Raw genomic sequence first — 7187 nt, forward strand, 5'->3', positions numbered from 1 at the left:
CCCGATGACGGTGTGTCAGTCACCCGATGTATGACTGATCCATCGCTATCGGGAGCAAGCCCCCTCCCACTTGGGTTTTGTGTCTTATGCGACTTGCTGAGCTCGTTGCGCAATCAACTGGCGGGTGAGGAGAATCAAGCGCTTGCCATAGTCAATCGCATCATTGAGCGGATCGAACCCACGGATCAGGAACGTGGTGATACCCAGTTCGTAGTAGTCGAGCAAGGCTTCGGCGACTTGCTCGGGCGTGCCGACCAATGACGTTGAATTCCCCTGCGCGCCCAGCAACCCGGCAATCCCGGTCCACAAGCGTTTATCCAATCGTGTCCCTTGTGCTGCCGCTGCCAGCAAGCGGCGCGAGCCTTCATTCGGCGGCTCACGTCGCACAAAGCCAGCCTGCTCGGCCAGCGCCGTGGCCTGCTGCAAGATGGTTTCGGCACGTGCCCAGGCGGCCTCCTCGGTCTCGGCGAGGATCGGCCGCAGTGACAAACTGAAGCGGATCGTGCGCCCATGCTTGGCCGCTTCCGCACGCACCCGCGTCACGGTTTCGCGCACCTGTTCGTAGGTTTCACCCCACAGTGCATACACGTCGGCATGTTTGCCTGCCACCGCAATTGCGGCGTCCGAGGAACCACCGAAGTACAGCGGAATATGCGGCTGCTGCGGCGACTTCACTGCTGAGTGCGCACCTTCGACCTGATAGTAGGTGCCGGCGAAATCGAAGGGCTTGTCACGGGTCCATTCCTGGCGCACCACACTCAGGTATTCGTCGGTACGCGCGTAACGCTCATCCTTGCCGATATGGCTGCCGTCGGCACGCAGTTCACGGTCATCGCCACCGGTGATGATATGCACGGCGGTGCGCCCGCCGTTGAACACATCCAGGGTGATGAACTGGCGCGCGGCCAAGGTGGGTTGGGTAAAACCGGGGCGGTGGGCGATGAGAAACTGTAGCTTCTGGGTGACGCTGGCGGCGTGGGCGGCAATCAGCGTGCTGTCCGGGCTGTTGGAGTGGAAGGCCACGAGGGCGCGGTCAAAGCCCGCCTCTTCGTGGGCGCGGGCCACGGTTTCCACGTACTCGGGTTGCAACACCGGGCCGCTGCGCGGATGGATCTCGGAAGCGTGATGGCCGCCGATATAGCCGATGAATTCAATGCTCATGGTCACTCCTTGATGGGTTGGGGGACAGCACCTCCACCGGGCAAGGGGTCGGTTATCCGGGTCAAAAGTAGGGCCCGGAACGAGCCTTGTAAAATGCCGATTGGTTCTAACCTAATCATTAAAAAGTCGAATGACATTTATATTTATATATTAGAAATTTGCATTTTTATGGGGCTCACTCAGTCGCGTCAGCCATCGCAATGCTCGGTTGGTCGCTAGGGCCGGTGGCACCCATGCGATCGGCCAGGTAACGCGCCGGCGGTTGGCCGACGGCCTTGCGGAACATGGTGATAAAGCCGCTGGCGTTCTCATAACCCAGGTCCAGCGCCACTCGTTGCACACTGTCGCCCTTGGCCAAGCGTTGCAGGGACAAAATCACATGCAACTGCCGGCGCCAGCGGCCAAAACTCAAGCCCAGCTCTTCCAGCAGTAACCGCGTCATGCTGCGCTCGCTCATGCCGATGCGTACGGCCCATTGGCCGAGGCTGGCTTTGTCTGCGGGGTCGGCCAACAGGCTGTCGGCCAGGCGGCGCAGCCTTGGGTCCTGAGGCATGGGCAGGTGCAGGGCTTCGATGGGAGCCTCGGCCAGCTCGTCCAGCAACGTATTGATCAGGCGTCCCTGGGCGCCATCGACGTCATACAGCCGCGGAAAACTCACCGCCTTGCTGATCAACTCATGCAACAGCCCCGACACCGCCAGGGTGCAGCATTGCGGGGGCAGGGCGCGGGTAGCGTCAGGGTCGATCAGCAGGCAATACACATGGGCCTCACCCGACCCCCGGGCCGCATGGGGCAGGCCGCCGGGAATCCACAGGGCACACTGTGGCGGCACGATCCAGATACCCGCCTCGATCTCGCAATGGATAACGCCGCGCAAGGTGTACATCAACTGGCCCTTACGGTGGGCATGCTGCTGATGCTCCCAAGTGGCCGACGTGCTGCTGGCGCCCACTGCCACCACCGCACGGGGAAACAGGTCGGCATCCCTGGACATCGAGGGGTCGTGCATCTCAAGGCGGTGGTGTTTCATAGTGGGCATCGCATCTTGGCTGAATTGCGAAATAGTCTGGCTATTCTGTGCAATGCTGTCCAGCGCTCGGGTCTCTATAGTGAGAGTCACTCTCATTTAGGAGCTTTGCCATGCGACTCGACAGCACCACTTTCCCTGTAGTGAAAATCGTCTTCGACGCGCCGAACAACGCCGGCCCGGAAGACGCCTTTGTGATCTTCGAAGGCCTGCTGGCTCGACAACAACCCTTCATATTGCTGCATGAAAAAGCCGTGGACGAAAACAACCACGAGCACTCCCACGAAGAGCGCAAGCACGCGTCCATCTGGATGAAGAAAAACAAACCGGCGCTGCGGGCGTTCGTCAAAGGCATGATCCAGGTGGAACCCAGTGCGGCCAAGCGCCTGGCGCTCAAGCCGTTTGCCGTGACGTTCGGCAAGGCCTGGGGTTATCCGCTGCTGGTGGTGGAATCCAAGGACCAGGCCTGGGCATTGGCGCGGGATGTGTTGGATGAGCGGGTGTCGGATGTGGCGCATTTTTGAAGCAGTACCGATCAGTGTGGGAGCTGTCCAGCTTTAGCGAGGCGCTGAGCTGGATAGCCGCCGCAAAATCACCTGTTTGAGGTATCCTCCGCGCCCCGCTTATCACCGATTCAAAGACAGATGACAGGACAAGACATGCAGGCGATGCTTTCGTCGATTCTCGACGAAGTGCGCCCTCTGATCGGCCTCGGCAAAGTCGCCGACTACATCCCAGCCCTGGCCGACGTGCCCGCCAACCAACTGGGTATCGCGGTATACGGCAATGACGGCTCGGCCTACTGCGCCGGTGACGCCGACACCTTGTTTTCGGTGCAGAGCATTTCCAAGGTCTTCAGCCTGGTACAAGCCATCGACCACGGCGGTGAAACTATCTGGGAACGCCTGGGCCATGAGCCGTCCGGGCAACCGTTCAACTCCATGGTGCAACTGGAATTCGAGCGCGGCCGACCACGCAATCCCTTCATTAATGCCGGCGCGCTGGTGATCTGCGACATCAACCAATCACGCTTCGCCGTGCCGATTTTGTCGATGCGTGACTTCGTGCGGCGCCTGTCGGGCAACCCGCAGATCCTGGTCAACAGCGTTGTCGCCGAATCCGAAGCCCAGCATGGCGCACGCAATGCCGCGATGGCGTACCTGATGAAGTCCTTCGGCAACTTCCACAACGACGTGGATGCAGTACTGCACAGCTACTTCAACTACTGCGCGTTGCAGATGAGCTGCCTGGACCTGGCCAAGGCATTCAGCTTCCTCGCCAACGAAGGCACGAGCGCCCACAGCGGCGAACAGATCCTGACCGCGCGCCAGACCAAACAGGTCAACTCCATCATGGCCACCAGCGGTTTGTATGACGAAGCGGGCAACTTCGCCTACCGCGTGGGGCTGCCGGGCAAGAGTGGCGTGGGCGGTGGCATAGTCGCGGTGGTGCCGGGGCAATTTACGGTGTGCGTGTGGTCGCCGGAGTTGAACGCGGCGGGGAACTCCCTGGCGGGAATGAAGGCGCTGGAGTTGTTGAGTGAGCGGATTGGGTGGTCGGTGTTTTGAGGCCGTTCCCTTGTGCGGGGACGACCTTAATCTCTGGTCTTGAGTGCTACAAATAAATCCACCCTCTGAAGTCGGTGGTTTGCAGTGACACCAGAACCAATAGTTTTACCAACTGGCCCACGGTAATAAAGGCGATGTCGTTGATGGAATTCCCACATCGTGGATCATCGACGGCAGAGCCTATTCGCTATCTTTTTTCGATCCCTTGGACCTCCTCTTCGGCACCGGCACAATCATGCTGACCTCACGCTGATACTGGCGATATCTCTCACCAAACAGCACCACCAGATCCTTCTCTTCAATGTGGGCGCCGATAAAGATATAAGCCGTCAGCCCCACCGCAAACAGCAGATGACCTGCCGTCATGTCCGGTGTTGCCCAAAAGGCAATCAAGAACCCCAGGTAAAGTGGGTGACGAACGATCTTGTATAGCAGCGGCGTTCTGAATGTCGGGGCGTGTTGTGCGGCGTCACGCCAGCGGTCAATGGCTTGTTTGAGCCCGAAAAGTTCGAAGTGGCTGATCAACAACGTCGCCAGCAATACGATGCCCCAGCCCAGCCAGGACAGTCCCGTCAACAGGGCTCTTGCCCAGGCTGTTTCAACGCTCCAAACCATGTAGGTGATGGGGTGCCACAGCCAGAACAGCAATGCGAGCACCAGGCTGCTGAGCAGCACATAGGTGGAGCGTTCGAATGCGGCCAGCCCGTTCTTGAAGCTTTTACGCGCCATGACGCTGTGCTGGACGCCGAACAGCAGGATCAGCACACAGTTGATCAGCGTTGCCAGTGGCCAGTCGATGAGTGGCCCTTCGTTGATGCCCTTGGGTACCAGGACGCTCCCCACGAAGCCCATCAGGTATAAAAACGTGGCCAGGAAAATCAGGTAGCAACCGCTGCTGTACACCAACACCGCGAGCTTCGCCGGGAGGTTGTTCGAGTGTTTTTGCGGGTTCATGGACGATTCCTTTCGCACATGGTGAAGGGGTGAGCCGGTTGAGGACTGAGTTCGGCTCACTAAGGCTAGCGGGACAAGGGGGTAAAGCAACCTGTGAGTGTTGACAGTTCTTTAGAATATTTGGTGATTCAACTGATGTTCAATCGATCCAATAAGCTGTACCAGGCCACACTCAAGCCCTGCTGGCGGGTCGCTGCGGGAGAGTACTATGCCAGCCCCGACGATAGCCGCGATAACCGCACCACCTGCCAACACACCCAACCCCGCCACGCAAAGTAGCCGCTCCACGCACCCAGTGTCGCAGCCACGGCCATTTGTACTTGCCACAGTTCCAGGGCGGGTGCGTGCAGGGCATGCGCCACCCCCAGCGCATAGCGCGTGATGAAGATGCCGATGATCACCAGCAAAGGCAGCCAGCTACCTTTTACGGTCAGCCGACCATCGTCCGCATCGTGGCTCACGAAGCGGGAACTGAGGACGCGGGAAATACCCCATGCGCTGAACCCCAGCCCAAGGCCCCAGTAAGCCAGGCCCGCACGCCAATGGGTGGTGTATTGCAGGACGCCGGCTACCGACAGAACCAGCATGCCGATGGGCAACAGCAAGGCGAGGGCGGGGCGCACGCGGCGGGTGCGGGTTTGCAGTGCACCGAAGACGCACAGGGCGATAAAAAGGGCGAATACCCAGCGCGGGGTGTGGGTGAGGTAGTCCAAGTGGGTCCCGTCCTTGAGCGTTGAAGGTCGGCTATTTTGCGTCAGGCTATGTGACGAAATGATGAGAACAGGAGCGGGAAAACCCGCTCCCACAGCCATTGCCGCCCAACGCCAAGGTCAGCCCCGGCGCCGGTTCGTGCACAGGGTGCAAGAAACCTGGAATAACTATCACTGGAGAACCCATGTGGGAGCTGGCTTGCCTGCGATGGCAGTGGATCAGCCAATACATCTGGCACTGAAAGATCACTATCTCAGGCAAGCCAGCTCCCACAGTTGACCTTATTGGTCGTGAGGGCTGTTTCTACCCAAACAAAAAATGCGCCCCGGAGGGCGCATTCTTTTGTTCGGTCAACGATCGCCTATCAGGCAATTGCATCCCAAGCCCGATCACCGTGCTCGTCTTTAATCCGAGTCGGCAACCCCATCACGTCCAGCGCCTTCAGGAACGGCTCAGCCGGCAGTTCCTCGACGTTGGCCATGTGTTTTACATCCCACTCGCCACGGGCAACCAACAGGGCAGCAGCCACTGGAGGGACGCCTGCGGTGTAGGAGATGCCCTGGCTGTCGGTTTCGGCAAAGGCTTCTTCATGGCAGGCCACGTTGTAGATGAACATCTCACGTGGCTGGCCGCCCTTGGTGCCTTTGACCAGGTCGCCGATGCAGGTCTTGCCGGTGTAGCCCGGAGCGAGCGATGACGGGTCGGGCAGCACGGCCTTGACCACTTTCAACGGCACCACTTCCACGCCTTCGGCGGTGGTGACCGGTTTTTCGGAGAGCAGGCCGAGGTTCTTCAGCACGGTGAACACGTTGATGTAGTGTTCGCCGAAGCTCATCCAGAAACGCACGTTGGGCACGTCGAGGTTTTTCGACAGCGAGTGCACTACATCGTGGCCGGTGAGGTAGAGGTTCTGCGAACCGACGACCGGCAGGTCGTCGGTGCGTTTGACTTCGAACATGGTGTTGCTGGTCCACTGGCTGTTCTGCCAGCTCCACACTTGTCCGGTGAACTCGCGGAAGTTGATTTCCGGGTCGAAATTGGTGGCGAAGTATTTGCCATGGGAGCCGGCATTGACGTCGAGGATGTCGATCGAATCAATGCGGTCAAAATGCTGTTGCTGCGCCAGCGCGGCGTACGCGTTGACGACACCCGGGTCGAAGCCCACGCCAAGGATGGCGGTGATGTTCTTCTGTTTGCACTCTTCCAGGTGGTTCCATTCGTAGTTGCCGTACCACGGCGGGGTCTCGCAGACCTTGCCCGGCTCTTCGTGGATGGCGGTGTCGAGGTAGGCAACGCCCGTATCGATGCAGGCGCGCAGCACCGACATGTTGAGGAACGCGGAACCTACGTTGATGACGATCTGCGATTCGGTCTCGCGGATCAGGGCCTTGGTCGCTTCCACGTCCAGGGCGTTCAGCGCGAAGGCTTGGATGTCGGCGGGAACCTTGAGGCTACCCTTGGCCTTGACGCTGTCGATGATGGCCTGGCATTTGGAGATGTTGCGCGACGCGATAGCAATACGACCGAGTTCGTCGTTGTGCTGCGCGCACTTGTGGGCCACCACCTTGGCGACACCTCCTGCACCAATGATAAGAACGTTCTTTTTCAATTGCTTTATCTCTCCTTTATCCGCCAGCTTACGAAAGGCTGGACAGGTAGTCGTCGTAACCAAATTCACGAACCACCTCGACAGTACCGTCGAGTTGTTTCACTACGATGGACGGCATTTTCAGGCCGTTGAACCAGTTTTTCTTGACCATGGTGTA

At 59.2% G+C, this 7187-nt stretch carries 7 protein-coding genes and 1 pseudogene; 2 read left to right on the forward strand and 6 right to left on the reverse strand.

Going from position 1 to position 7187, the window contains the following annotated elements; translation table 11 throughout:
• Positions 1-84: 84 nt before the first annotated feature.
• A complete protein-coding gene (locus ACRESD_RS03975) occupies positions 85-1161 on the reverse strand; it encodes an LLM class flavin-dependent oxidoreductase (protein WP_431749732.1) in 1077 nt (358 codons plus the stop codon).
• Between the two features lie 175 nt (positions 1162-1336).
• The gene (locus ACRESD_RS03980) at positions 1337-2191 is read right to left on the reverse strand and encodes an AraC family transcriptional regulator (RefSeq protein ID WP_431749733.1); all 855 of its coding nucleotides are present in this window, start codon (positions 2189-2191) and stop codon (positions 1337-1339) included.
• A 110-nt stretch (positions 2192-2301) separates the two neighbouring features.
• Between ACRESD_RS03980 and ACRESD_RS03985 the strand changes: the two genes are divergently transcribed.
• Positions 2302-2712 (forward strand): hypothetical protein, encoded by a 411-nt coding sequence (locus ACRESD_RS03985; protein ID WP_431749734.1) that lies wholly within the window; start codon positions 2302-2304, stop codon positions 2710-2712.
• Positions 2713-2847: 135 nt separating this feature from the next.
• Positions 2848-3756 carry a glutaminase B gene (gene glsB / locus ACRESD_RS03990; protein WP_431749735.1) on the forward strand — a complete coding sequence of 303 codons (909 nt, stop codon included), beginning with the start codon at positions 2848-2850 and terminating at the stop codon, positions 3754-3756.
• Between the two features lie 180 nt (positions 3757-3936).
• Here glsB and mddA read toward each other — a convergent pair whose 3' ends face one another.
• The 4 genes and pseudogenes from mddA to ACRESD_RS04010 form a co-directional block, all read right to left on the reverse strand.
• Positions 3937-4710, reverse strand: coding sequence for a methanethiol S-methyltransferase (mddA, locus tag ACRESD_RS03995; RefSeq protein ID WP_431749736.1), 774 nt, complete (start codon positions 4708-4710; stop codon positions 3937-3939).
• Positions 4711-4916: 206 nt separating this feature from the next.
• The gene (locus ACRESD_RS04000) at positions 4917-5423 is read right to left on the reverse strand and encodes a DUF6622 family protein (protein ID WP_431749737.1); all 507 of its coding nucleotides are present in this window, start codon (positions 5421-5423) and stop codon (positions 4917-4919) included.
• Between the two features lie 362 nt (positions 5424-5785).
• Positions 5786-7030 carry a saccharopine dehydrogenase family protein gene (locus tag ACRESD_RS04005; protein WP_431749738.1) on the reverse strand — a complete coding sequence of 415 codons (1245 nt, stop codon included), beginning with the start codon at positions 7028-7030 and terminating at the stop codon, positions 5786-5788.
• A 28-nt stretch (positions 7031-7058) separates the two neighbouring features.
• Positions 7059-7187: pseudogene (locus ACRESD_RS04010) on the reverse strand (carboxynorspermidine decarboxylase); the annotation flags it as partial.

Source organism: Pseudomonas sp. (assembly GCF_050739995.1).
GTDB lineage: Bacteria > Pseudomonadota > Gammaproteobacteria > Pseudomonadales > Pseudomonadaceae > Aquipseudomonas.

Coding starts and splice junctions, on each gene's coding strand:
- glsB (WP_431749735.1), top strand. CDS start 2,848: ATGCAGGCGATGCTTTCGTCGATTCTCGACGAAGTGCGCCCTCTGATC.
- ACRESD_RS03980 (WP_431749733.1), bottom strand. CDS start 2,191: ATGAAACACCACCGCCTTGAGATGCACGACCCCTCGATGTCCAGGGAT.
- mddA (WP_431749736.1), bottom strand. CDS start 4,710: ATGAACCCGCAAAAACACTCGAACAACCTCCCGGCGAAGCTCGCGGTG.
- ACRESD_RS03975 (WP_431749732.1), bottom strand. CDS start 1,161: ATGAGCATTGAATTCATCGGCTATATCGGCGGCCATCACGCTTCCGAG.
- ACRESD_RS03985 (WP_431749734.1), top strand. CDS start 2,302: ATGCGACTCGACAGCACCACTTTCCCTGTAGTGAAAATCGTCTTCGAC.